Source organism: Streptomyces sp. NBC_00663 (genome assembly GCF_036226885.1).
Taxonomy (GTDB): domain Bacteria; phylum Actinomycetota; class Actinomycetes; order Streptomycetales; family Streptomycetaceae; genus Streptomyces.
This window is the reverse complement of sequence record NZ_CP109027.1, coordinates 1,402,819-1,428,306: the sequence shown is the minus strand read 5'-3', so window position 1 is coordinate 1,428,306 and position 25,488 is coordinate 1,402,819. Positions and strand designations below refer to the sequence as shown.

At 71.0% G+C, this 25,488-nt stretch carries 19 protein-coding genes and 1 riboswitch; of the genes, 15 read left to right on the top strand and 4 right to left on the bottom strand.

The window, feature by feature from the left end:
• Positions 1-3 precede the first annotated feature (3 nt).
• From dxs to OG866_RS06505, 4 genes are all read left to right on the top strand, one after another.
• Positions 4-1,992, top strand: a complete 1,989-nt coding sequence (gene dxs, locus OG866_RS06520; RefSeq protein WP_329332475.1) for a 1-deoxy-D-xylulose-5-phosphate synthase — start codon at positions 4-6, stop codon at positions 1,990-1,992.
• Positions 1,989-3,374: an aspartate aminotransferase family protein gene (locus OG866_RS06515; protein ID WP_329332474.1), complete on the top strand. Its 1,386-nt coding sequence runs from the start codon at positions 1,989-1,991 to the stop codon at positions 3,372-3,374. Before dxs ends, OG866_RS06515 begins: the two co-directional genes overlap by 4 nt.
• Positions 3,375-3,463: 89 nt before the next feature.
• On the top strand, positions 3,464-4,075 hold the full coding sequence (locus tag OG866_RS06510; RefSeq protein WP_329332473.1) for a helix-turn-helix domain-containing protein: 612 nt from the start codon (positions 3,464-3,466) through the stop codon (positions 4,073-4,075).
• A complete protein-coding gene (locus OG866_RS06505) occupies positions 4,072-4,194 on the top strand; it encodes a DUF6126 family protein (RefSeq protein ID WP_329332472.1) in 123 nt (40 codons plus the stop codon). Before OG866_RS06510 ends, OG866_RS06505 begins: the two co-directional genes overlap by 4 nt.
• A gap of 4 nt (positions 4,195-4,198) precedes the next feature.
• Here the strand turns inward: OG866_RS06505 and OG866_RS06500 are convergent, their stop codons facing one another.
• Positions 4,199-4,996, bottom strand: coding sequence for a tyrosine-protein phosphatase (locus tag OG866_RS06500; protein WP_329332471.1), 798 nt, complete (start codon positions 4,994-4,996; stop codon positions 4,199-4,201).
• A 178-nt stretch (positions 4,997-5,174) separates the two neighbouring features.
• On the opposite strand from OG866_RS06500, the gene OG866_RS06495 reads away from it, so the two are divergent.
• The 8 genes from OG866_RS06495 (at position 5,175) to OG866_RS06460 (ending at position 16,938) form a co-directional block, all read left to right on the top strand.
• Positions 5,175-7,247 (top strand): alpha-galactosidase, encoded by a 2,073-nt coding sequence (locus OG866_RS06495; RefSeq protein ID WP_329332470.1) that lies wholly within the window; start codon positions 5,175-5,177, stop codon positions 7,245-7,247.
• 306 nt (positions 7,248-7,553) lie between these two features.
• Positions 7,554-7,724: riboswitch (cyclic di-AMP (ydaO/yuaA leader) on the top strand.
• 2 nt (positions 7,725-7,726) lie between these two features.
• Entirely contained in the window at positions 7,727-8,683 is a 957-nt protein-coding gene (locus tag OG866_RS06490) for a M23 family metallopeptidase (protein ID WP_329332469.1), read from the top strand.
• 219 nt (positions 8,684-8,902) lie between these two features.
• Entirely contained in the window at positions 8,903-11,626 is a 2,724-nt protein-coding gene (locus tag OG866_RS06485) for an exo-rhamnogalacturonan lyase family protein (RefSeq protein ID WP_329332468.1), read from the top strand.
• Positions 11,623-12,654, top strand: coding sequence for a GDSL-type esterase/lipase family protein (locus OG866_RS06480; RefSeq protein WP_329332467.1), 1,032 nt, complete (start codon positions 11,623-11,625; stop codon positions 12,652-12,654). Before OG866_RS06485 ends, OG866_RS06480 begins: the two co-directional genes overlap by 4 nt.
• A complete protein-coding gene (locus tag OG866_RS06475) occupies positions 12,654-14,561 on the top strand; it encodes a rhamnogalacturonan lyase family protein (RefSeq protein WP_329332466.1) in 1,908 nt (635 codons plus the stop codon). The genes OG866_RS06480 and OG866_RS06475 overlap by 1 nt, the downstream gene beginning before the upstream one ends.
• Positions 14,545-15,261, top strand: coding sequence for a DUF6250 domain-containing protein (locus OG866_RS06470; protein ID WP_329332465.1), 717 nt, complete (start codon positions 14,545-14,547; stop codon positions 15,259-15,261). Before OG866_RS06475 ends, OG866_RS06470 begins: the two co-directional genes overlap by 17 nt.
• Positions 15,262-15,406: 145 nt before the next feature.
• The gene (locus OG866_RS06465) at positions 15,407-16,192 is read left to right on the top strand and encodes an SGNH/GDSL hydrolase family protein (RefSeq protein WP_329343953.1); all 786 of its coding nucleotides are present in this window, start codon (positions 15,407-15,409) and stop codon (positions 16,190-16,192) included.
• Positions 16,193-16,386: 194 nt separating this feature from the next.
• Entirely contained in the window at positions 16,387-16,938 is a 552-nt protein-coding gene (locus OG866_RS06460) for an SIMPL domain-containing protein (RefSeq protein ID WP_329332464.1), read from the top strand.
• Positions 16,939-17,072: 134 nt separating this feature from the next.
• Here OG866_RS06460 and OG866_RS06455 read toward each other — a convergent pair whose 3' ends face one another.
• A complete protein-coding gene (locus OG866_RS06455) occupies positions 17,073-17,693 on the bottom strand; it encodes a TetR family transcriptional regulator C-terminal domain-containing protein (protein WP_329332463.1) in 621 nt (206 codons plus the stop codon).
• A 77-nt stretch (positions 17,694-17,770) separates the two neighbouring features.
• On the bottom strand, positions 17,771-18,949 hold the full coding sequence (locus OG866_RS06450) for a glutamate dehydrogenase (RefSeq protein ID WP_329332462.1): 1,179 nt from the start codon (positions 18,947-18,949) through the stop codon (positions 17,771-17,773).
• Between the two features lie 183 nt (positions 18,950-19,132).
• Between OG866_RS06450 and OG866_RS06445 the strand changes: the two genes are divergently transcribed.
• Both OG866_RS06445 and OG866_RS06440 read left to right on the top strand, forming a co-directional pair.
• Positions 19,133-19,972: an MOSC domain-containing protein gene (locus tag OG866_RS06445; RefSeq protein ID WP_329332461.1), complete on the top strand. Its 840-nt coding sequence runs from the start codon at positions 19,133-19,135 to the stop codon at positions 19,970-19,972.
• Between the two features lie 126 nt (positions 19,973-20,098).
• A complete protein-coding gene (locus tag OG866_RS06440; protein WP_329332460.1) occupies positions 20,099-21,364 on the top strand; it encodes an MBL fold metallo-hydrolase in 1,266 nt (421 codons plus the stop codon).
• Between the two features lie 40 nt (positions 21,365-21,404).
• Here OG866_RS06440 and OG866_RS06435 read toward each other — a convergent pair whose 3' ends face one another.
• On the bottom strand, positions 21,405-22,115 hold the full coding sequence (locus tag OG866_RS06435) for a histidine phosphatase family protein (RefSeq protein ID WP_329332459.1): 711 nt from the start codon (positions 22,113-22,115) through the stop codon (positions 21,405-21,407).
• Positions 22,116-23,145: 1,030 nt separating this feature from the next.
• On the opposite strand from OG866_RS06435, the gene OG866_RS06430 reads away from it, so the two are divergent.
• Positions 23,146-25,386 carry a sensor histidine kinase gene (locus OG866_RS06430; protein WP_329332458.1) on the top strand — a complete coding sequence of 747 codons (2,241 nt, stop codon included), beginning with the start codon at positions 23,146-23,148 and terminating at the stop codon, positions 25,384-25,386.
• Positions 25,387-25,488: the final 102 nt, after the last annotated feature.

Genomic DNA, 25,488 nt, shown 5'->3' with positions numbered 1-25,488 from the left:
AGCGTGACCATTCTGGAGAACATCCGGGGACCACGCGACCTTAAGGCGCTGTCCGAGGCGGAACTCGGTGAACTGTCCGAAGAGATCAGAGAGTTCCTGGTGCACTCGGTCGCCAGGACCGGCGGACACCTCGGGCCCAACCTGGGGGTGGTGGAACTCTCCATCGCGCTCCACCGGGTCTTCGAGTCGCCGGTCGACCGCATCGTGTGGGACACCGGCCATCAGAGCTATGTGCACAAGATCCTGACAGGGCGTCAGGACTTCTCCAAGCTGCGCGGCAAGGGCGGTCTGTCCGGCTACCCCTCGCGCGAGGAGTCCGAGCACGACATCGTCGAGAACAGCCACGCCTCCACCGCGCTCGGCTGGGCCGACGGACTCGCCAAGGCCCGCCAGGTGCAGGGCGAGAAGGGCCACGTGGTCGCGGTCATCGGCGATGGCGCACTCACCGGCGGTATGGCCTGGGAGGCGCTGAACAACATCGCGGCCGCCAAGGACCGGCCGCTGATCATCGTCGTCAACGACAACGAGCGCTCCTACGCGCCGACCATCGGCGGCCTCGCCAACCACCTGGCCACCCTGCGCACGACCGACAGCTACGAACGGGTGCTGGCCTGGGGGAAGAACGTCCTCCAGCGCACCCCTGTCATCGGCACCACCGTCTACGAGGCACTCCACGGCGCGAAGAAGGGCTTCAAGGACGCCTTCGCGCCGCAGGGGCTCTTCGAGGACCTGGGCCTCAAGTACGTCGGCCCGATCGACGGACACGACATCGGGGCCGTCGAGTCGGCACTGCGGCGGGCGAAACGCTTCCACGGGCCGGTGCTCATCCACTGCCTCACGGAGAAGGGGCGCGGCTACGAACCCGCCCTCGCCCACGAGGAGGACCACTTCCACACCGTCGGTGTGATGGACCCACTCACCTGCGAGCCCCTCGCCCCCTCCAACGGGCCGTCCTGGACCTCGGTGTTCGGCGACGAGATCGTCAGGATCGGGGAGGAGCGGGAGGACGTCGTGGCGATCACGGCGGCCATGCTGCACCCGGTGGGACTCGGCAAGTTCGCCGAACGCTTCCCGGACCGGGTGTGGGACGTCGGCATCGCCGAGCAGCACGCGGCCGTGTCGGCGGCCGGGCTCGCGACCGGCGGACTGCATCCCGTCGTCGCCGTGTACGCGACCTTCCTCAACCGTGCCTTCGACCAGTTGCTGATGGATGTCGCCCTGCATCGCTGCGGGGTGACCTTCGTCCTGGACCGGGCGGGCGTCACGGGTGTCGACGGGGCCTCCCACAACGGGATGTGGGACATGTCGATCCTCCAGGTCGTGCCGGGGCTGCGGATCGCCGCGCCGCGCGACGCCGACCAGCTGCGGGCGCAGCTCAGGGAGGCCGTCGCGGTGGACGACGCGCCGACGCTGGTGCGCTTCCCGAAGGAGGCCGTCGGGCCGTCGATCGAGGCGGTCGACCACGTGGGCGGCATGGACGTCCTGCACCGCGGCGCGGGGGAGCCGGACGTCCTCCTCGTCGCCGTCGGCGTCATGGCACCCGTCTGCCTCCAGGCGGCCGAGCTGCTGGAGGCCCGTGGCATCAACTGCACGGTCGTCGACCCGCGTTGGATCAAGCCCGTCGACCCGGCGCTGCCCGGCCTCGCCGCCGGACACCGTCTGGTGGCCGTCGTCGAGGACAACAGCCGTGCGGCCGGCGTCGGCGCGGCGGTCGCGCTGGCGCTGGGGGACGCCGAAGTCGACGTACCGGTACGGCGGTTCGGGATTCCGGAGCAGTTCCTCGCGCACGCCAAACGGGGCGAGGTGCTCGCCGACATCGGGCTCACCCCGGTCGAGGTCGCCGGCCGGATCAGCGCGAGCCTCGCCGTCAAGGAGGCCGAGGAGACGCTGGCGGTCAAGGAGGCGGAGGACGCGCTGGCCGTCAAGGAGGCCGAGGACGCGCTGGCCCGTACCGAACAGGCCGACGGCCCAGTCAAGGAGAAACCCGAATGACCACCGAGTTCGATCTCGGCAGACTCCTCGCCGAGCGCGGAGCCGAGCGCTACGAACTGCACACCAAGTACCTGAACCACCAGCTCCCGCGCATGTTGCACACCATCGGTTTCGACAAGGTCTACGAGCGGGCCGAGGGCGCCTACTTCTGGGACGCGGACGGCAACGACTACCTGGACATGCTCGCCGGGTTCGGGGTGATGGGCCTGGGCCGCCATCACCCCGTCGTCCGCAAGGCGCTGCACGACGTCCTCGACGCCCAGCTCGCCGACCTCACCCGCTTCGACTGCCAGCCGCTGCCCGGGCTGCTGGCGGAGAAGCTGCTCGCGTACAGCCCGCATCTGGACCGGGTGTTCTTCGGCAACAGCGGCACCGAGGCGGTGGAGACCGCCCTGAAGTTCGCCCGCCGCGCCACCGGCAAGCCCCGCGTCCTCTACTGCGAGCACGCCTTCCACGGGCTCACCACCGGCTCCCTGTCGGTCAACGGCGAGGACGGCTTCCGCGACGGCTTCGCCCCGCTGCTGCCCGACACGGCCGTACCCCTCGGTGATCTCGACGCCCTGGCAAGGGAGTTGAAGAAGGGCGACGTCGCCGCCCTGATCGTCGAGCCGATCCAGGGCAAGGGCGTCCACGAGACCCCGCCCGGCTATCTGCGCGCCGCCCAGGAGCTGCTCCACAGGCACAAGGCGCTCCTCATCGCGGACGAGGTGCAGACGGGCCTCGGGCGGACCGGCGACTTCTACGCCTACCAGCACGAGGACGGCGTCGAGCCCGACCTGGTGTGCGTCGCCAAGGCACTGTCCGGCGGGTACGTCCCGGTGGGCGCCACGCTCGGCAAGGACTGGATCTTCAAGAAGGTCTACTCGTCGATCGACCGCGTCCTGGTCCACTCGGCGAGCTTCGGCTCCAACGCGCAGGCCATGGCGGCGGGCCTGGCGGTCCTGTCCGTGATGGAGAACGAGCAGATCGTCGCCAACGCCCGGGTGACCGGCGAGCTGCTCAAGTCCCGGCTCGGGGCGCTCGTCGACAAGTACGAGCTGCTCGCCGACGTCCGCGGCCGGGGTCTCATGGTCGGCATCGAGTTCGGGCGGCCCAAGTCGCTCGGGCTGCGCAGCCGTTGGACCATGCTCCAGGCCGCGCGCAAGGGCCTGTTCGCCCAGATGGTCGTCGTACCGCTGCTCCAGCGGCACCGGATCCTCACCCAGGTCTCCGGCGACCACCTGGAGGTGATCAAGCTGATCCCGCCGCTGACCGTGGGGGAGCGGGAGGTGGACCGGTTCGTCGAGGCCTTCACGGAGATCATGGATGACGCCCATGGTGGGGGCGGGCTGATGTGGGATTTCGGCAAGACGCTGGTGAAGCAGGCGGTGGCCAACAGGTAGCCCTTGGAGGAGACAGCGGTTTGCCTCGCCGGTTTGCCTCTGAGGCAAGAAAATTGCCCTGGAGGCAAGCATCCGGCTGAATGGAGAGCATGAGCTCTCCGGAATCAGAGGCGGCCGACGCCCTGCCCGCCGTCGCACCGCAACTGCGTGCGCTGCGGCGCCGCGCCTCCCTCACCCTGGAGGCCGCCGCCCGGGCCGCCGGGCTCTCGCCCGCGCATCTGTCCCGGCTGGAGACCGGGCAGCGCCAGCCCTCGCTGCCGATGCTGCTCGCGCTCGCCCGTATCTACGGTACGACCGTCTCCGAACTGCTCGGCGAGACGGTCGCCGAGCGGGACGCCGTGGTGCGCGCCGCCGACATGGAACCGACCGCCGCGGGCGGCTGGACCTACTGGCAGGCCGGTGCGGCCGGGCGCGGCATGCAGGCGCTGCGGGTGCAGGTGCCGTACGGCTCACAGGGCGACATCGTGCGCGTGCATCCCGGCGAGGAGTGGCTGTACGTCCTGCGCGGCCGACTCAGGCTCCGCCTCGGGGACGCGACGCACCTTCTCGGCCCGGGCGACAGCGCGCACTTCGACTCGCTCACCCCGCACCGCCTCGCGGCCCAGGACCCCGACGGGACCGAGCTGCTGTTCGTCCACACCCTGTTGCAGAGCCCCACGGCCACCCTGTGCCTGGGCCCCACCCCTGGAGAGACGCCATGACCGACATGGAGGAGAAGTTCCCGCGAGCCCTGTGGGTACGGCTGATCATCTACATCGCCGCCGGGCATGTGTTCGCGGCCTTCGTCTACCTGCTCTTCGAGGTGGGCGCCGGGCAGTGAAGCGTCAGTCGAGCAGGCGCTCGCGCAGCCGCTCCCGGATCTCCGGGGTGACGCCGAGACCCTGCTCCAGATAGGTGTCGACGTCGCCCCAGGTCTCCTCGATGGTCTCGAAGGCGGCCCGCAGATATTCGGCGCGCGCGTCGAAGAGCGGCGCGAGCAGCTCCATGACCTCGGGGGAGTACGCGGCGGCCGAGCTGCTGCTGCGGTGCACCTTGTAGCGACGGTGCTTGGCGTTGGACTCCAGGTAGTCGGCGACGATCGCCTCCCGCTCCACACCGAGCGCCAGCAGGGTCACCGCTATCGACAGGCCCGCGCGGTCCTTGCCCGCCGCGCAGTGCATCAGCGCGGGCACGCTGTCCTCGGCGAGGGAGTGCAGCACGCGCGCGTGCTCGGCGGTGCGCTCCTTCACGATCTTCCGGTAGGAGGCGATCATCCGGTTCGCCGCCTTGTTGTCGCCGAGGATCTCGCGCAGCTGCTCGATCTCGCCGTCCCGGACCATCTTCCAGAACTCGGAGCCGTCCGCCGGGTCGCTCAGCGGCAGGTTCACATTGCGCACACCCGCCAGCTCGACGTCGGGGCCCTCCAGCTTCTGGTCCGACGCGTTGCGGAAGTCGAAGATCGTGTGCAGGCCCAGGGAGTCCAGGAACGCGGCGTCCTCGTCGGTGGCGTGTGCGAGATGGCCGCTGCGGAACAGCACCCCGTACCGCACCCGCCGGCCGTCCTCGGTCGGCAGACCGCCCACGTCACGGAAGTTGCGGACTCCGGTCAGCTCGGGTTCGGTCGACGGGATCTGCTGCGTCACGGGGGCTCCTCGCAGTCGGCGCCGTCGCCGCGGCTCGCCGACGGGCACCCTCCGACGATACGACATGGGTTCCTGGGGCAATGAGTTGTCCACAGGCGTTGCATCCAGGGCCCCCGGCCCTTGATGATGTTGGTACTTGAGTACCACTGTTCGACCCTGTTCGCATCTGTGAGGTTCCATGCTGGAGATCGCCCCCAACGGCCGCACCTGGCTCCTGACCGGGCCCGCCAGCAGCTACGCCGTCCACCTCACCGAGGCCGACGAGCTGCTGCATCTGCACTGGGGGCCGGCGATCACGCTGGCCGACGCCGAGGCCCTCGCGGTCCGTCCGCTGCCCGACTACTGGCCCTTCGAGTCCCCGCTCGACGGACGCGAGGAGTACCCGGTCGAGGGCGGCCCCCGCTTCGTCCGGCCCGCGCTGTCGGTGCGCACCGACGCGGGCCGTGGCACCGAGTGGAGCTTCGAGACGTACGAGACCGACGCCGAGGAGCTGCGGCTGCGGTTCCGGGACGGTGGGCTCGTCATTACGCTGCACTACCGGATGCGCGGCGATGTGGTGGAGCGCTGGACGACCCTGGAGAACCAGGGAGCGGACGCCCTGGAGCTGCTCCGCGCGGACTCCGCCACCTGGACCCTGCCCGACCGTGAGGACTGGCGGCTCTCCCAGCTGCACGGCCGCTGGGCCGCCGAGTCCCGGCTCGTACGCTCCCCCCTCACCTACGGTGAGAAGGTCATCGGCAGCCGCCGCGGCCACACCGGCCACCAGCACCTGCCCTGGGTCGCCCTCGACTCCGACGCCACCGAGGAGCGCGGCGAGGTCTACGGCTGCGCCCTCGGCTGGTCCGGCTCCTGGCGGATCGCGGTGGCCCAGCTCCCCGACGCGCGCGTGCAGATCACCGGCGGTGCCGGATACGACGACTCGGGGCTGCTGCGCCTCGTGGCGGGCGAGTCGTTCACCACGCCCGTCTTCGCCGGTCTGTGGAGCGAGGGCGGGTTCGGCGGCGCCAGTCGCGCGTGGCACGCCTACCAGCGGGCCTACGTCATCCCGGACGCGGAGCAGGACCGGCCGGTGCTGTTCAACTCCTGGGAGGCCACCGAGTTCGACATCTCGGAGGAGCAGCAGGAAGCCCTCGCGCGGCGGGCCGCGGCCATCGGCGTCGAGTTGTTCGTGGTCGACGACGGCTGGTTCGGCGCCCGTACCAGCGACCGCGCCGGACTCGGCGACTGGACGGTCAACCGCGACCGCTTCCCGGGCGGCCTGAAGCCCCTCGCCGAATCCGTGCACGCCCTCGGCATGCAGTTCGGCATCTGGGTCGAGCCCGAGATGGTCAACCCCGACAGCGACCTGTACCGGGCACACCCGGACTGGGTGCAGTTCCAACCGGGACGAAAGCGGACGGAACTGCGCAACCAGCTCGTCCTCAACCTCGCGCGCGAGGACGTCCAGGAGTACCTCTGGGGGCAGCTCGACGCCCTGCTGTCCAGCGCCCCGATCGACTATGTGAAGTGGGACTTCAACCGCTGCTTCACGGATGCGGGCTGGCCGAGCGAGTCCTACCCGCAGCGGCTCTGGGTCGACCATGTGCACGCCTTCTACGCCCTGTTGGACCGGCTGCGGGCCGCGCACCCCGGCGTCGCCTTCGAGTCCTGCTCAGGTGGCGGCGGCCGGATCGACCTCGGCGTGATGAGCCGCACGGACCAGGTGTGGACCTCCGACAACACCGACCCCCTCGACCGGCTCTCGATCCAGCACGGCTTCAGCCAGCTCCACCCCGCGCGCGCGATGGCGGCCTGGGTCACCGACAGTCCGAACGCCATGCTCAACGGCCGGGTCAGCTCGCTGCGCTTCCGCTTCGTCAGCGCCATGGCCGGTGTGCTCGGCGTCGGCGGCGACCTCACGCAGTGGACCGAGGAGGAGCTCGCCGAGGCCCGCGACTGGGTGGAGCTCTACAAGGACATCCGGCCCCTCGTGCAACGCGGCGAGCAGTACCGGCTGCGGGCCCCGAGCGGCGGACTGAGCGCCGTGCAGTACGTCCTCGGGGACGAGACCGTCGTCCTCGCCTGGCTTCAGGCGCAGCACTACGGCGAACCCGTCCCGGCGCTGCGCCTGCGGGGCCTCGACCCGACGGCGTCGTATGAATGCCGTGAAACGGGCGAAATTCTCAGAGGTGCCGTATTGCAGCATCACGGGCTGCGGGTGGGATTGCGGGGCGATCTGGATGCGGCAGTTCTCCGACTGCGTCGCATCTGAGCTTTCTGTCCGAATTGGCGTCTTCCGTGGCCTTCATTCCAACTCGCTCTGGAATAAGGGGAGCTGTGTAAACGGCACGTGAGGAGCGTCATATCGGTGACCCTGCGTCGTCCGTCATGTTCACGTAATGCGCCTTCAAATGCTGGGGTTTGCCTTTCGGGAAGTGGCACCAATGCACGGAGGGTGACCGGGAAATTCACAGCGGATCAAGAGGAATGCAATCGTCCTGGAACCCCTTACTTGTCCCTTTGCGTCTTCCTCGCTTACGTTCGCCACCAATCCGGACGGACGCCCAATCCTGCCGCCGCCCGGAATCCGCGCAACTCACCCGTGAACGGCAGGAGCGGGGGACCCACAGGTACGAATGCCTGGGCCGGTCTTCCGGAACAGGCTTGGGGTTAAGGCGCACCTCGGTGCGTCCGGGCATCTCCAGTCCGCACCCGACAGCTCACCTCGTAGGCGCCGGAGAGGAATTCGCCATGCCCGCGAAGGGTAAGCACCGCCGCCCGAGGTCCCAGCGCCTCACCCGCTCGATCGCCGTCGCCGGTACCGGTGGCGCCGCACTCGCCCTGCCTCTGATGGGTGCCGCCGGCGCCCACGCGGCCACCCCGCAGTCCGTCTCGCAGTCGGTTTCGGAAAAGGCCGCCCAGTCCCTTCCGGTGGTCGAGAAGACGGCCACCGAGAAGGCCGCGCAGAAGAAGGGTGCCGCGAACACCGCGACCGTGCGCACCTATTCGGTGCGGGCGGGCGACTACCTCTCGAAGATCGCCGACGAGCAGAACGTCACCGGCGGCTGGAAGAAGCTGTACTCGGACAACCGCGAGGCCGTCGGGTCCGACCCGTCGCTCATCCACCCGGGCCTGAAGCTCACGCTGGGCAAGAAGGCGGCGGCGAGCACGGACAAGTCGGCGAGCGCGGAGAAGTCCGCGAGCTCCGACAAGTCCACGAGTGCCGAGAAGTCCTCGTCCTCCTCGGACACGACGACGGCCACCCGGAGCAGCGAGTCGACCAGCACCGCCGGCTCCAGCGGCTACACCCTCCCCGTGGTCGGCGCCACCGTCGGCACCGCCTACCACACGGCGGGCAGCATGTGGTCCAGCGGCTACCACACGGGCACCGACTTCGTCGTCCCGACCGGCACCTCGCTGAAGGCCGTGGCCGCGGGCACCGTCGTCTCCGCCGGCTGGGGCGGCGCGTACGGCAACCAGGTCGTCATCAAGCTGGCCGACGGCTACTACGCGCAGTACGCCCACCTGTCCGCGCTCTCGGTCTCGTCCGGACAGACCGTCACCGAGGGCCAGCAGATCGGCCTCTCCGGCGCCACCGGCAACGTCACCGGACCGCACCTCCACTTCGAGATCCGCACCACGCCGGACTACGGCTCGGACGTGGACCCGGTCGCGTACCTCCGCTCGAAGGGTGTCGCCGTCGGCTGACGCTCCCCCCGATGCCACCGAAGGCCGGACCCCGATCCCCGGGTCCGGCCTTCGGTGTTGGGTCTTGCCGTTTCATGATCGCTTCATTGCGGTCTTGTGGCGCGGCTGTCCAAACCGTCGACAGGGAGGGGAGGGTGGGACCACAGTGATCTCCGAAGCGATGCAAGCGCTTTCTACGCACATCCGCGTCCGCATCCGCACCCGCATCCGGAGGTCCCCGTGCCCGGCGTCGACCGACGCACCGTCATCAAAGGCGCCGCAGCCGCGGCCGCCGCGGCCCAGTTCTCCTGGGCCCTGTCCCGCACCGCCACCGCGGCGGACGCCGACGACACCGAACTGCGCTGGCTGGAGGGCTCGGCCCCCGACGTCCACGCCGGTGCCACCTGGGGCGTGCCCTGGGCGCGCGGGGCGTACCGGCCGGAGCAGCCGTTCCGGCTGACGACCGCCGCCGGTGACGACGTTCCCGTCCAGAGCTGGGTCACCGGCTACTGGCCCGACGGCTCGGTGAAGTGGACGGCCCACGCCCTCGCGCCCGGCGCGCCGAAGGCCTCCGCCTACAAGCTGGCGGCGGGCACCCCGGCCGCGCCGGAACGGAAGGTCACGGTCACCCGCTCCGCGGGCCGCGTGGAGGTGTCGACCGGTGTGATCACGGCCGTGTTCGGCGCGAAGGGGTCCGACACCGTCGTACGGAGCGTGCGGCGGGGCTCGGCCGAGATCGCCCGGGACGGAAAGCTGGTCGCGCTGCGGCAGGAGTCCGTACGGGACGGGGCGGACGTCGCGCGCTTCCTGGGCCGGATCGAGAAGGTCGAGGTGGAGCAGGACGGACCGGTCCGGGCCGTCGTCCGGGTCGAGGGCCGGCACCGGCACGGCGGCCGCGACTGGCTGCCGTTCGTCCTGCGGTTCGCCTTCTTCGCGGGAGCCGAGTCCTTCCGGCTCGTCCACACCTTCGTCTGGGACGGCGAGCAGACGCCCGGCTCCGACGAGGGCGACTTCCTGCGCGGTCTCGGCGTGCGCTTCACCGTGCCGCTGAGCGATCAGCCCTACGACCGCCATGTGCGGTTCGCCGACTCCGACGGCGGCCTGTTCAGCGAGGCCGTCCAGGGCATCACCGGGCTGCGCCGCGACCCCGGGGCGGCGGTCCGCGCGGCCCAGACCGCCGGTGAGCGGCTGCCCGACACCTCGACCTGGGACACCCGAGTCGCCAGTCGCCTCGCCTACATCCCCACCTGGGGCGACTACACCCTCACCCAGCCCAACGCCGACGGCTACAGCGTCCGTAAACGCACCAAGGCCGGCTACGGCTGGATCCACGCCGCGGCCGGCCGCCGCGCCGGAGGCTTCGGTTACGTCGGCGGCGCGAGCGGCGGACTCTCCTTCGGCCTACGGGACTTCTGGCAGCGCCACCCGGCCCAGCTGGACGTACGCGGAGCCGCGGGAGACGCCGCCGAGGCCACCGTATGGCTGTACTCGCCGGAGGCCCAGCCGCTCGACCTGCGCTTCTACCACGACGGCCTGGGGCAGGACACGTACGACGAGCAGTCCGACGGCGGTCTGGAGATCACGTACGAGGACTACGAACCCGGCTTCGGCACCCCGTACGGCATCGCCCGCACCAGCGAACTGACCTTCTGGGCACTGGAGAAGACACCGACGGCCACCGCGCTCGCCGCGCAGGCCGCCGCCACCGCGACCCCGCCGCTGCTCACCGCCACGCCCCAACGGCTGCACGCTGCCGGGGTGTTCGGCGACTGGGCGCCGGTCGACCGGTCCGACAAGGCGCGGACGGCCGTCGAGGACCACCTCGACGACCTGTTCGCCTACTACCGCGACCAGCGCGAACAGCACCGCTGGTACGGGTTCCTGGACTACGGCGACGTCCAGCACACCTACGACAACGACCGGCACGTCTGGCGGTACGACGTCGGCGGCTACGCATGGGACAACTCGGAGTTGGGGACCGACCTCTGGCTCTGGTACCACTTCCTGCGCACCGGCTCCGCCGAGGTCTTCCGGTTCGCGGAGGCCATGACCCGGCACACCGGCGAGGTCGACGTCTACCACCTCGGCAAGTGGGCGGGACTCGGCACCCGGCACGGAGTGCAGCACTGGGCGGACAGCGCCAAGCAGGTCCGTATCTCCACGGCCGCCAACCGCCGCTTCTTCTACTTCCTCACCGGCGACGAGCGCACCGGTGACCTGCTGAGCGAACTCGTGGACGTGGAGCGGACGTTCCTGGAGGTCGACCCGCAGCGCAAGGTCCGCACCGACGGCTACACACCCGGCGACCGGCACGCCCTCTCGGTCGGCTTCGGCACGGACTGGGGCGGGATCTCGGCGGCCTGGCTCACCGAGTGGGAGCGACGGGGCCCGAACGCCGAGAAGGCGAAGGCCAAGCTGGTCAACTCGCTGCGGACGATCGCCGCGCAGCCCAACGGGTTCTTCACCGGCGCCGGTCTGCTCGACGCGGACACCGGCAAGTTCGCGATCACCACGAGCACGGCCGTGAGCGTGTCCCACCTGAGTGCCGTCTTCGGCCTCGTCGAGACCAACAGCGAACTCGTGTCGCTGTTCGGCGACGAGGAGCCCGAGTTCCGTACCGCCTGGCTGAACTACGCGCAGTACTACAACGCCACCGACGCCCAGAAGAAGCAACTCACCGGCTCCACCTGGAAGTCGGCGCTGCCCGCCGCGCACTCACGGATCACCGCCTACGCGGCACAGCGCAAGAACGATCCGACGCTCGCCACCCGCGCGTGGAACGAGTTCTTCACCGGCAGCGACACCTACTTCCCGTCCAACGACTGGAACCCCGTGACGATCAAGACGCCGGCCGTGCTCCGGACGACCGAGGAGATCCCGTGGATCTCCACCAACTCGTCCGCCCAGTGGGCGCTTGCCGCGATACAGAACCTGGCCCTGATCGGAGACCGGATCCCGTCATGAGACGTGCCAGCTTGATCGCGGCGGTGACCGTCGGGTTGGTGATGGGTGCGGTACGGCCGGTGGCGGCCTCCGAGGACGTCGTACGGCCGGACGACCGGCGGCTCGTGTACGAGGGCCACTGGGGGCGTACCGCGGAGGCGGCGGTCACCGTCAACTCCGGTTCCCGGCTGAGCTTTCGCTTCACCGGCGACAGCGCCCACGCCCTCTTCGACATCTCGTCGATCACCGTGCCCGCACAGATCTATGTGTCCGTCGACGGCGGCCCTAAGCGGCGGTACGCCGTCGACCGCGAGGACATCGAGATCCGCGCGGCCGGGCGTGGCCCGCACCGGGTCGAACTGGCCGTGAAGGACGTGTTCTCCCGCGCGAACCGGTGGACACCGCCTCTGGAGACCGGCGTGGTCCTGACCGGGGTGCGCGGCCGACTGCTGCCGCAACGACCGGTGCCGCAACGGCAGTTCGCCTTCTACGGTGACTCCATCACGCAGGGCGTCATGGCCCTGTGCGAGGTGAACACCTCCGACTGCGCCGACGGCACCGCCGCCTACCCGACCCTGGTCGCCGACGCCCTGCACGCCTCCCTCACCCAGGTCGGCTTCGGACGGCAGGGCGTGATCCAGACCGGCAACGGGGGAGTGCCCGCGGCGTCGGACGCATACGGCTGGAACTACGCCGGTTCCAGGGCGGACGCGGATCGTCGCGCCGATGTGATCGTGGTGAACCAGGGCACCAATGACACCGCGTGGGGCTCGGCGGAGTTCCGTGCCGCCTACCGCGCCTATCTCGACCAGCTGCGGGCCGCCGCGCCGCACGCCCGCCTTCTCGCCCTGCGGCCCTTCAACGGCGCGCATGCCGACGACATCGCGGCCGTCGTCGACGAACTCGCCGACGACCGCGTCGAGTTCGTCGACACCACCGACTGGCTCTCCCCGGCGGACGGGGACTTCAACGGGACCGTCCACCCCAGTGCGCAAGGTCATCGCAAGGTGGCCGACCGCCTCATCGACCTTCTCGCAAAGGAGCACTAGTGCACCGCCGAAGAACCGTCGCCGTCGCGGCGGCGGCCCTGCTGGCCGGGTTGTTCTCCGCGCCCGCCGCACCAGCCGCGCCTGCCGCACGCGCCGGGGAAACCCCGCGCCGGGTCGTCGAGAACCTCGACCGCGGGCTGGTCGCCGTACCGTCCGGGGACGGCACCTTCCTGAGCTGGCGCCTGCTCGGCACCGAGTACGCCCGGTACGGCAACTCCATCGCCTTCAACGTCTACAAGAACGGGCGACGGCTGAACCGTACGCCGGTCATCCAGTCCACGACGTACCAGGACGACTCGCCCGGCAACGGTACGTACACCGTCCGAGCCGTCGTCAACGGGCATGAGCTGCGGTCGAGTTCGTCCGCCCTCGACTTCACGGACGGCTATGCCGAGATCCCGCTCGCTGCCGCCGACGGGTACACCGTGCAGCACGCCTGGCCCGGCGATCTCGACGGTGACGGACGCTACGAGCTTGTCGTCAGCAGGCTCTCCGGGACCCGGGACAAGCCCGACCTGCTGGAGGCGTACACGCTGACCGGCGAGCGGCTGTGGCGCGTCGACCAGGGCCCGGGCTCGTACACGCAGGTGGGCGGGAACGGCGCCAACGACCCTGCGCCCGCCGCGATCAGCGGTTCCACGGCGATCGGCGGCTACCGCAACGACGACAACGTCACGGTGTTCGACCTGGACGGCGACGGCAGGGCCGAGGTGCTGGTGCACACGGCCGCCGGCACCACCTTCGCCGACGGCGCCCGGGTCACCGCGGCCTCACCGGCGAACCAGTTCGTCTCGGTCATCGACGGCGCGACCGGTGTCGAGCGCACCCGGCAGCCGGTCCCGGACGACCTCGTCGCCGACGGGCCCTCCGGCGGTCACTTCGGCATCGCCTACCTGGACGGCGAACACCCCAGCCTGGTCACCAAGTTGGTCACCCGCGTCGGCGCCAAGCGCGGCGCCTTCCGCATCCTCTTCCAGACCTGGGACTTCAACGGCACCGACCTGACGCCGCGTTGGAAGTACGTCGTGCCGGCCGACAGCGGCGCGACCAGCTTCCACCAGATCCGAACCGTCGACGTCGACCTCGACGGCAAGGACGAGATCGCCGACGGCAACTACGTCGTCAACAGCGACGGCACCCTGCGCTACGTCGTCGACGGCGCAGGGCACGGCGACCGCTTCCACATCGCCGACCTCGACCCCGACCGGCCGGGCTTGGAGGGATTCGCCATCCAGCAGGCCGAGTTGGGTGTCGTCCCCGACTTCCCCTGGTACTACTACGACGCCGACACCGGTGAACGTCTCGTCACCGGACAGCACCCCGCCGACTGGGTCAACGACACCGATATCGACGTCGGCCGCGGCAGCACCGGCGACATCGACCCGAACCACCCCGGCTACGAGTACTGGACCTCCACCGCCGACGTCACCGCGCCCGGCGCGGGCGTGCGCAACGTGCAGGACGGGAAGGTCTCCACGACGACGCCGAGCGTCAACTTCCGCATCTGGTGGGACGGCGACAAGGCCTCCGAGAACCTCGACTACACCCACGTCGAGAAATGGGACCCGGCGACCGAGACCAGCGCGAAGATCTTCGCGCCGTCCGGAGTCGTCTCCGGCGCCCGCAACGCGACCCCGTTCTACGGCGACCTCCTCGGCGACTGGCGCGAGGAGATCCTCGCCGAGACCGCCGACCACACCGCGCTGCGCCTCTATACCACCACCGAGCCGACAAGGACGCGCATCTACACGCTCGCCCAGAACCCCGAGTACCGGCTCGGCTGGACCGTGCGCGGCTATCTCCAGTCCACCTACACCGACTACTACCTCGGCACCGAGACCCGTCGGGTGCCGAAGCCCGCCCTCACCCTTCCCGAAGGAGCCGTCTCCCGTGACCGCCACGCGTAGAGCATTCGGAGCCCTTGCCGCAGGAGCCGCCCTCGCGGCCCTCGCCCCCGCCACCAGCGCGAGCGCGACGCCCCGGCACCGCCGCCTCATCGCCCACGACGACTTCCGGCACGGCCTCGGTCAGTGGGCCGTGGAGCTGGAGAAGGGCGGCTCCGTCACCGCCGCCCGCGGCGTTCTGGAGTCCGATGTGCCCGCCGGCGCGACGATCTGGTTCAAGCAACGCCTCGAAGGCCCGTACGTCGTCGAGTACACGGCGATCCCCGTGTCCGAGGGCGGCGTCAACGACCGCGTCTCCGACCTCAACAACTTCTGGAACGCCACCGACGTACGATCCCCCGACGACCTCTTCGCCACCCAGCGCGGCGGGGCCCTGGCCGAGTACGACTACCTCAAGACCTACTACGTCGGTTTCGGCGCCAACACCAACACCACCTCGCGGCTGCGCCGGTACGCCGGCGAGCCCGGAGTACGCCCACTGATCTACGACTACACACAGCCGCTGCTCACCGCGAACGAACCACACCGGGTGCGGATCGTCTCCGACGGCTCCACCCAGCGGTGGTGGGTCAACGGGCAGCTCGTCTTCGACTACACCGACCCGGAGCCGTACACCAGTGGGCACTTCGCCTTCCGCACCACCTGGAGCCACTTCCGCTTCAGCGACTTCAGGGTGTGGCGGTTGAGCCCACAACATCGCTGATCCAAGGTGTATTCCGGGCTTGGCCAACACTTTAGGAGTGGCTTATCTCACCGCACGTCAACCCTTCCTTACGGTCGCGTAGGTCACATTCGAAGGGGAATCATGGGTCGATGTGGCAGACGATTCGAAGAGTGACAGCAGAGCAGTGATCGGGTCGTACGTTGCGGTGGGGGACAGCTTCACCGAGGGCGTGGGCGATCCCGGCCCGGACGGGGCGTTCGTCGGCTGGGCCGACCGGTTCGCGGTACTTCTCGCGGACCGGCGGCCCGAGGGCGACTTCAGGTACACCAACCTCGCCGTGCGCGGGAAGCTCCTCGACCAGATCGTCGAGGACCAGCTTCCCAAGGCCGTGGAACTCGCCCCCGACCTGGTCTCCTTCTGCGCGGGCGGCAACGACATCATCCGGCCCGGCACCGACCCCGACGAGGTCGCCGAGCGCTTCGAGCGGGCGATCGGCCGGCTCACCTCCGTCGCCGGCACCGTCCTGGTGACGACCGGCTTCGACACCCGTGGCGTACCCGTGCTCAAGCATCTGCGCGGCAAGATCGCCACGTACAACGGACATGTGCGGGCCATCGCCGACCGGTACGGCTGTCCGGTGCTCGACCTGTGGTCCCTGAAGACCGTCCAGGACCGCCGGGCCTGGGACGGCGACCGGCTCCACCTCTCTCCCGAGGGGCACACGCGCGTGGCGCTGCGCGCGGGCCAGGTGCTCGGCCTCGAGGTTCCCGCCGACCCCGACCAGCCGTGGCCGCCGTTGCCGCCCCGCGGCACGCTCGACGTGCGACGTGACGACGTCCACTGGGCGCGGGAGTACCTGGTGCCGTGGATCGGGCGGCGGCTGCGCGGCGAGTCCTCGGGCGACCATGTGACGGCCAAGGGCGCGCTGTCGCCGGACGACATCAAGCTGCGGATCGGCAAGGTGGCCTGACCGGGCACGTGATCCACCAGTGAGGTGACCGCGCGGGAGTGGTGTGCGGTCCGGTCCATGACGTGATGTTGGGATGACCGCACCGTCACCCCACCTCGGAAGGACCGGACCCGCATGCCCGTTCCCCGTACGCCGGTCGCGGCGATCGCCGCGACCCTCCTGGCCCTGGTTCTGCCCACCGTCGTGGCACCGGGGTGGAGGCCGTCGCCAAGACGACGCGGGCCGCGCTGAAGGCGCAGAACACGGCCTCCGCCGCCCTGGTGAAGGCGGTGCACGCCCAGGGGATCGCCGACCGGGACGTCCGTACCGAGAACGTCTCCCTCAGCCCGGTCCACGACTACACCGACGGCACGTCCACGCCGAAGGGCTACCGGGCCGCCCAGTCCTTCGCGATCAAGGTCCGCGAACCGGCCGCCACGGGCGCGCTCCTCCAGGCGATCACCGACGCCACCGACGACGCGGGCCGCATCAACTCCGTCGTCCTCGACCTCGACCTCGACGACCGGCGCCCGCTTCAGGCCCGCGCCCGCAAGGCCGCGCACGACGACGCCCACGCCAAGGCCGCCCAGTACGCCCGCCTCAGCGGCCTCCACCTCGGCCGCCTCGTCTCGCTCAGCGAGGGCGGCACCGGCTATCTCGCCCCGGCCGCGCCGGTCGCCGCGCACGCGCCCGCCGGCGGCTTCGTCGGCGCACCGGTGGCGCCGGGGGAGATCAAGGCGACGGCGACGGTCACGGCGGTGTACTAGCTGGCCTGAGGGGTCCGTCTTTGCGGCGGGCCGAGGTGTACGAGCCGGCCTGGGGGGTCCGTCTTTACGGTGCGGGGCCGAGGTGTACGAGCCGACTGAGGGGTCGCTCTCCCCGGCCGGGCCGGGCCGGGCCTTCAGCGCTTCTGGGCGCTCAACGTGTCGGCCTCCAGCCCGAGTTCCCGGGCCAGCGCCTCATCCACCCACTCCTGGGCACGCGCGCGGGACACCGCTCCCGGGTACGACGTCAGCTGGACGGCGAGTCCGTCGAGCAGGGCGGTCAGTCGCAGGGCGGTCGCGGCCGGGTCCGGGCACCGGAACTCGCCCGCGGCCACGCCCTCCGCGACGACCTCGGCGAGCGCCGCCTTCCACCGCTTGTCGAGGTCGCGGGTGACCTCTTGGAGCGCGGGTTCGCGCAGCGCCACCGCCCAGCCCTCGATCCACAGCCGCCAGCCCTTGGCCTGACCCGTGGGCGCGTACCAGCGCACGGCCGACCGCAGCCGTCGTAGCGCCGTCGTCCGGCGGCCGAGGAGCTTGCGCAGCTGGGCGAGGTCGTCCTCGGCCGCGTACGCGAACGCGGCGGCGACCAGCTTCTCCTTGGTCGAGAAGTGGTACAGCACCAGCGCGTTGCTCACCCCGAGCACCGAGGCCACGTCGGCGATCCTGACCGCCGCCACACCCCGCGCCTCGATCTGCCCGATGGCGGCCCGCAGCAACTCCTCGCGCCGCTCGGCCACGCTCAACCGCACTCTCGCCACGCGGTCACCCTAATCCGTCACCCTGAGTGGCGAGACGCGACCGCCGGTCCGGGCGTCACGCGTGCGGCGGCCCGGTGTCACCGGTACCACCCGAACCGCTCGGCGATCACCGGCAGCCGGTCCGCGACGATCGCGTGCGCGGCGGCCCGCGGCGACGTCCCGTCGGCCTCCGCGCGAGCCAGCATCTGCTCGACCAGGGCGCGCATCGAGCGGCGGGTGTGGGTGAACGCCTCGTCCGCGTCGGCGCCGATGTCGCCGAAGAGCGTCCACCACCACCAGGCGTTGGTACCGGAGTTCACGACCACGTCCGGCAGCACCGTGACGGCCCGCCCGGCCAGCAGCGCCTCAGCCGCGGGCAGGACCGGCATGTTGGCCGCCTCGACGATCCAACGGGCGGTGATCCGCTCCTGGTTCGTGGCGTCGATCGCGTACGACACCGCGGCCGGCACCAGCACCTCCGCGTCGGTGGACAGCCAGGCGTCGCCCGGCAGTTCACGGTCGCCGGGGCGGAGCGCGGCACGGTCCACGGTGCCGTAGGCGTCCCGCGCGGCCAGCAGCGCCTCGACGTCCAGCCCTTCGGGGTGGGCGATCGTGCCCTTGACGTCGGCGACGGCGACGACCCGCAGACCCGCGCGCGCGAGGAACCGCGCCGTGGCCCCGCCCATCGTGCCGAGCCCCTGCACCGCGACCCGCGTCCCGGCGTATGGCACCCCAGCCCGGTCCAGGGCGGTGAGCACCGACTCGGCGACTCCGCAGCCGCCGACGAGTTCGTCGAGCCCGATGCCGTCCACCTCGACCGCGAACGCGTCCGCGAGGCGCTTGCGGGCCGACGCCTCGTCGTCCAGCAGCGGATAGACGGCCTGGATCGAGGACACGAGCCCCGCCTCGGCCGCCGCCCGGTCCACCAGGTCCTGGGTCAGGCCGAGGTCCTCGCCCGTGGTCCAGACGCTCTCGACGTACGGTCGCATCGCGCGCAGGAAGCGCACGAGCAGTGCGTACGCCGCCGGGTCCCGGGGGTCGCAGTCGATGCCGCCCTTGGCACCGCCCAGCGGGACGTAGCGGCGCTCGGGGTCGTAGTGCAGCGCCTCCTTCATGGTCATCCCGCGGGCCAGCCCGGTGACCTCGTCCAGGGTGCAGCCCTCGCGCATCCGCAGCCCGCCGCTGGACACGCCGCGCACCAGCCGGTCGACGACCAGGAAGCCCTGGCGGCCGGTGACGTGGTCTGTCCAGGTGAGCGACAGCAGGGGGGTGGTCATGGGGGCTCCTGGGCGGTTACTGAATAGCGAGTCAGTATCTTCTTGACATGCCTCGGTCGCTGTCAATTCGAGGTCCAGGCGCTGTCAATTCGAGGTCGATTCGGGCGGAACGCGATTGACAGGGCGCAGGTCGGCCTCGGTAGGTTCCTTTTGGGAACGTACTGATCGTCGGAGGGGGCGGGCATGGTCGAGGTCGTGGAGTTGACGTACTACCCGGTGAAGGGATGCGCCGGGATCCCGGCGAGCGAGGCGATGGTGACGCCGGCCGGACTCGCCCACGACCGCTCCTTCATGGTCGTCGGCGCGGAGGGGCGGTTCCGGACGCAGCGGCGCGACCCACGGCTCGCGCTGATCCGGCCCGGCATCGACGCCGCCGGGGAGCGGCTCACCCTGCGGGCGCCGGACCACGGCGAGGTGGCCGTCGACGTCGACACCATCGGCGTACGACGACCGGTCGAGCTGTTCGGGACGCCGTACCGGGGCATCGACCAGGGCGACACCGTCGCGCAGTGGCTCTCCGACGTGCTCGCGACCCCGAGCAGGCTGGTGCGGGTGCCGCCGGAGCACGACCGGGTGACCGACGGCAGGACGCCGGGCACCGCCGGCTGGGCCGACAGCGGTGCGCTGCACGTGCTGTCACGGTCCAGTCTCGACCTGCTGAACGAGAGGCTCGCCGAACGCGGCGCGGAACCCCTGCCGATGAACCGCTTCCGCCCCAACCTCGTGATCGGCGGCTGGGACGTCCCGCACACCGAGGACCGGGCCCACCGCATACGGATCGGCGCCACCGAACTGGCGTACGCGAAGCTCGCCGTCCGCTGCGCCGTCACCCTGGTCGACCAGGAGCGCGGCGCCAAGGGCGGCCCCGAACCCATCCGCACGCTGGCCGGATACCGGCGCGGAGCCGGCGGCACGGTGTTCGGCGCGAAGTTCTCCGTGCTGAGAGAGGGGAAGGTGGCGGTCGGCGACGAGGTGGACGTCATGGCGTGGGGCGCGTCCGAGGTACCGGTCGCGCAGGGGTGAGCGGGCGGTGCGGGGATCTCCGGGATCTCCGAGGTGCCGTTCACGCAGCCGTGACCAGGGTGATCCGGGGATTGTCGGAGAGGCCGACCATAATGGAAGACCTCACCGACTCCACCAGGAGGTACCGTGTCCGTTTTCGGTTCCCTGAGCTCCGGGCTCAGCGGCCTGCAACCCGAGGCCTTCGGCGTGGACCCGAGCGGTGAGCGCCTCGCCCGTATCCGCAGATCACCCCACTTCAAGGACGGCGTCTTCCAGAACCCCGGGGGCGAGGCCCGGACCCGTCCCTCCGGCTCGACGCTGGAGTTCGCGAAGGTCTTCTTCGACAAGGAGGAGCGCCCGCGCCGCGCTCCCAAGGGCACGATCCCGGTGCACCCCACCACCCTCGCCGACATCGCCAAGCCGCCGGTCACGGGGCTGCGGCTGACCTGGATGGGCCACTCCAGCGTGCTCGCCGAGATCGACGGACACCGGGTCCTCTTCGACCCGGTGTGGGGCGAGCGCTGCTCCCCGTTCCCCTTCGCGGGACCCAAGCGCCTCCACCCGGTGCCCCTGCCGCTGGCCGCGCTCGGCCCGGTCGACGTGGTCGTCATCTCCCACGACCACTACGACCATCTGGACATGCCCACGATCAAGGCACTGGCCGACACGGACACCCTGTTCGCCGTGCCGCTCGGCGTCGGCGCCCACCTCGAACACTGGGGTGTCTCCGCCGACCGGCTGCGCGAACTGGACTGGCACGAGGCGACCAAGGTCGGCGGCCTCACCCTCACCGCCACCCCGGCCCGCCACTTCTGCGGCCGAGGCCTGCGCAACACCCAGCACACCCTCTGGGCGTCCTGGGTCGTCGCCGGTGACGAACACCGGGTCTACCACAGCGGCGACACCGGCTACTTCGACGGTTTCAAGGAGATCGGCGCCGAACACGGTCCGTTCGACGCCACGATGATCCAGATCGGCGCGTACAGCGACTTCTGGCCGGACATCCACATGACGCCGCAGCAGGGCATGCGCGCCCACCTCGACCTCCAGGGCGGCCCGTCGGCCGGTCCGATGCTGCCGATCCACTGGGCCACCTTCAACCTGGCCACGCACGCGTGGGCGGAGCCGGGGGAGGGGACCCTGGCCGCGGCCCGTACGGAAGGCACGCGCATCGCCCTGCCCCGGCCGGGCGAGCCGTTCGAGCCGACGGGCGAGAGCGTGCCGGTCGAGCCGTGGTGGCGCGGGGTCGCCGCGGCGCCCTCCGGCGGCTGGCCGGCGGCTGAGTTGGCGACCGAGGCCGCGATCGGGATGACGTCCGGGGCGGCGGCGCGGGCCCAGGAGGACGCGGCCGGTTCGGAGGGTGAGGGAAAGACTGAGGGGAGCGGGGAGCCGGAGGCGGTTCCGGCGGGCTGATGCCTTGAGGAATTCCGCGTCCTCAAGGATTTCCGCTTCCTCATGGAATTCCGCGCCAAGAGAGCCGACTTGCTGAATTCTGATCCTCGGTGGGCCAGAACCGGCACGACCATTCACCTGCGGTCACGGTGGCCTCGACCGAGGTTCCATGGGGCAGGGGACGACCCCACACCCGCTGCGCCGAGAGGTCGGCGCAAAGGGAGACCAAGCCGATCGTCAACGTGCCGACGTGGGTGACCACAAGGACCGTTCCCCCGGCGTGGGTCCCGATGATGCGTTCCATCGAGGCTCGGAAACGGGCGATGACCGACCCGCCCGTTTCGCCCAGCGGTAGTTTCGCGTCAAGGTCGCCGTCCACGATCCACCGACGAAGGACGTCCTGGGATTCGCGGCCGGCCGCACTGCCCGAGGACCTCTCAAGAACGCCGACCCCGTACTCGATCAGATCGTGGTCGCGTCGCACGGGCAGGTCGAGGTCGAAGCCCTTCGCGATGATGTCGGCCGTCTCGACCGCGCGTCTGGCCGTGCTGGTGTAGACGGCGGCGACGGGCTCGGATCTCAAGGCCGCGAGCGCGGCTTCGGCCTGCTCCCGTCCCAGGTCGGTGAGCCCGGCGCCGGGCGGCTCGCTCGACAGGACTCCGGCGGCGTTGTCCACGGACTGGCAGTGCCTGAGGAACAGCACTCGGGTGCGCCGTTCTGCGGGAGGGGTGGGTTGATCGGTCGCGTGAGTCGGTCCTGCACGGTCACTCATTATTTCCCCTCACCAGTGAGGATCGTCCCGATCGGCAGATCGTAGCTTCCGGAACCGGCGGCGACGGGCCGGCCCGGGCGAGCCAGTGTCCCTACCTCCGTCTCCCTGGTCACCTCTGACGGTCTGTGTGCCCTCCGGGGCGCTACGGAGAGTGAAGCTCGTAGAGGTGCTTGGTGGGCGGTCAAGGTGTGCTTGTCGCGGCGCGGCGCTGTCTGCGGGCGGCGCTTCCGTCGCCCGGAGCGGTGGCGAGTGTCCCGGGCGGTCTGCCCGGCCGTTTTGTTTTGTGACCGTCCCTGACCAGCGTTGATCGATGCCTGAAGTGAACTGTACGGGCCGCCAGCGGGCTTATCGGGCTGTCGTACGAAGCCTCATACCAGAGCGGGACGCTCTCCGTACGAGTTTGTCAACTGCCCACCGCACATGATGCGTTGCCGACTACTGTGAGTGTCCGTCGGGCGACGCAGGGCCGAAATCCCGGCGCTCTCGACCGACACCGTGTCGTGAGGACCAGACCGGAGGAGGGAGTCGACGCGATGGGGATCCCCCCAGCTCGACCGCGACCGGGAGACGGGGGAAGCCGGTGACCGACGACCGCGTGGGAGTGCGTGCCGCCCGTGGCGAGCGCACCGGGGAATCGGCGGGAGCGCGCAGCGGGCCCCGGGAGCCCGGCCGTGGACTCGGGAGCCAGGCCGGCGGAGGTCAAGGGAGCCCAACCGGCCCCGGCCAAGGGAATCCAGTCGGCCCCGGTCAAGGGAATCCTGCCGACCCCGGCCGAGGCGGCCAGCCCGGCCGTGGGCAGTCGAGCCGGCACGGTCTTGGCGGAGGTGGCCGGCAGCCCGGTCGTGGACAGTCGAACCCGCCCGGCACCCGACAGCCGAGCCCTCCCGCTCTCCGACAGCCGAACCAGCCCGGTCCCCGACAGCCGAACCAGCCCGGTCCGGGACAGCCGAACCAGCCCGGCCGTGGGCAGGTGAGTCCGCCCGGCGACCAGGCCCGGCGGGCCAGTACACGGACCAGTACGAGGACACCGATGTCTCAGCTCCGCGCACCGGCAGCTCACGCAGACCGCCGTGAGGGCGGCCGGCACGGCAGGCCGGCCACCCGGCCCGTGGCCGCGTTGCCCGAGACCCACATACGGCCCCAGCTGCTGCGGCTCGCCGTGCTGCCGCCCGTCGCGGTCGCCCTCGCCGCCTCGGCGGCCGTCCTCTTCACCGTCCGTTCCACCGGCGCCCGGCCCGGCCTCACCTTCTGGGGCGTACTCGCCGGCGCGGTCTCGGTGGCCCTCGCCGGCATCCTCATCGCCGCCGTCGCCGCCGACCGCTTCGCCAAGTCGGTGAGCGACCGCATCGGTGCCCTGCGCCGCAGCAGTGCCCGGGGCGAAGCTGATCTGCGGGCCCTCGTCGAGGCGTTGCGGCGTGGTGACGGGCCGCCCCGACGCACACCGCCCGGCGGACCTCCGGACGGCGCCGACGACTTCGAGCTGCTCGCCGCCGACCTGGCCCGCGCCCACGACGGTGCCGTCACCGCCGTGGTCCAGGCCACCCAACTGTCCAGCCAGGCGGGCAGCGAGCAGAAGCTGGAGGTCTTCCTCAACCTCGCCCGGCGTCTCCAGTCGCTGGTGCACCGGGAGATCTCCATCCTCGACGAGCTGGAGAACGAGATCGAGGACCCCGACCTCCTCAAGGGCCTCTTCCACGTCGACCACCTCGCCACCCGCATCCGGCGTCACGCCGAGAACCTCGCCGTGCTCGGCGGCGCCGTCTCACGTCGGCAGTGGAGCCACCCCGTCCCCATGACCGAGGTGCTGCGCTCGGCCATCGCCGAGGTCGAGCAGTACTCGCGCGTCAAACTCGTCCCGCCCATCGACGGCACCCTGCGCGGGCACGCCGTCGCCGACGTCATCCATCTGCTCGCCGAACTCGTCGAGAACGCCACGGTGTTCTCCGCCCCGCACACCCAGGTGCTGCTGCGCGCCAACCTCGTCACCTCGGGGCTGGCCGTCGAGGTGGAGGACCGCGGCCTCGGTATGCCCGTCGCCGAGCAGAACAAGATGAACGCCCTGCTCACCGACCCCGACCAGGTCAATGTGGGGAGCCTGCTGGCGGACGGCCGTATCGGGCTGTTCGTGGTCTCGCAGCTCGCCCGACGGCACGGCATCAACGTCCGGCTTCAGACCAACATCTACGGCGGGGTCCAGGCCGTACTCGTCGTACCGCAAGGCCTGTTGGGCGCGGAGCCGGGTGCGCCCGGAAGTGTCGTACCGGGGACCTCCGACAGCATGGGAATCGCCGGGCCCGGTGGCGGTGACGGGGGAGCGGGTGGCGGTTCGGTCGGTGGCGGTACGGTGTCACAGGCGCGGCCGTCCGCATCGGCACCCGGCATGCCGGGTGCCGCCGTGCCGCCGCAGCAGTATCCGCACGCCGTGCCGGGGAGTACCGGGGGATCGGGGGCGGGGGGCCTCGGTGACACCGGGCCGCAGAGGGTCGTGCCCGCCGCGGCACCCGCAGCACCCGCACCCCCCGCAGTACCGCTGCCCGTGCGTGGCAGTCAGCAGGAGCGGCCCAACCCGGCCGAGGCCGTCCCGGGCATCCGGCCGGACGACCGGCGGCTCGTCGCGGAGACCTCCACGGCGCCGCCCACCCCGCGCACCGGCACCGTCCGCGGCACCATGGGCAAGCCCCAACTGCCCCGGCGCCGCGCCCAGGAGCACATCGCACCCCAGCTCCGCGACGGCCCGGCGGCACCGCGACCGGACACGGAGTACCCCGCCGGGCACGACCCGGGACTGATGGCGGCCTTCCAACGCGGCATCGGCCTCGCCGAGGCACAGCAGCACATGGAGGCGGAGACCACCGGGGACGGGGACTTCAGCGCCTATTCCCTGGGGCCCACGCACACGGGCGCCGCCCACATGGACCCGGCCCACACGGACCCGTCCCACATGGATGCACTGCACACGGACGCGTCCCACATGGATGCACTGCACATGCACGCGGACCCGCCCTTGGCCACCGACCAGACCTACACAGACCTGAGTCACATGAACTCCGGCCGCCCAAGCCCGACTTACCCCCAGGCCCCCCAGGCCCCCCAGGCCCCCCAGGCCCCCCAGGCCCCCTTGGCCCCCCTGGACCCTCTGGGCCCCCTGGCCCCCCTCGACCCGGCCCGGACCACCGAGGCACGCCCCGCCCCCGAGTCCCACGACCACATGTCCCCGGCCCGACCCGACCACACCCCCACCCGGCACGACGGGAGCGCATCAGCCGGATGACCACCCCTGCCACCACCCCCGCCCCCGGCGTCACCCCCACCCCCACTCGCACCCCCACTCTCACCCTCCCCCGCACACCCAGCGCTCCCGCAGACCTTCGTA